The organism is Oleiphilus sp. HI0079 (assembly GCF_001635105.1).
In genome coordinates this window covers 1-392 of sequence record NZ_LWFT01000330.1, presented here as the reverse complement: position 1 = coordinate 392, position 392 = coordinate 1, and the positions used below count along the sequence as shown (strand labels likewise).

Annotated in this window: 1 pseudogene; it reads left to right on the top strand. The window is 50.3% G+C overall.

Annotated features, from left to right (window positions below):
• Window positions 1-48: 48 nt before the first annotated feature.
• A pseudogene (locus A3750_RS04595) lies at window positions 49-392 on the top strand (hypothetical protein); the annotation flags it as partial.

Sequence of the window (392 nt, the reverse complement as noted above, 5' to 3'; positions counted from 1 at the left end):
CATGAACGTATCGCAGGGGTTCCACCTTCCGCGAGTGATTTGGACTACATGGCGACGCAGATCGGCTCAGGAAATGCTGACCTTGCAGCTGAACGCGCTCTAGAGCACAAGAGCTTCTACAATGTCACGCTTAAAAACTTTGCCGCGCCTTGGACCAATGAGGCGATGGACAATGCAGTCCCTCTAAATGACTACACCGCGACCGTCATCGGGCTCGTACTTGAAGAGCGAGACTTTAGAACAGTACTCTACGACAACGTTGTTTATGTGGGTGATGCGAGTCTCGGGCTGACACCCTACTCTAATACGGATAATGATCACTACGAAGAGCTTGAGGCAAGCGATGCGAGCTTAAAAGACTTTCTGGTTCGTACAACTCAATCGAGCGTTAA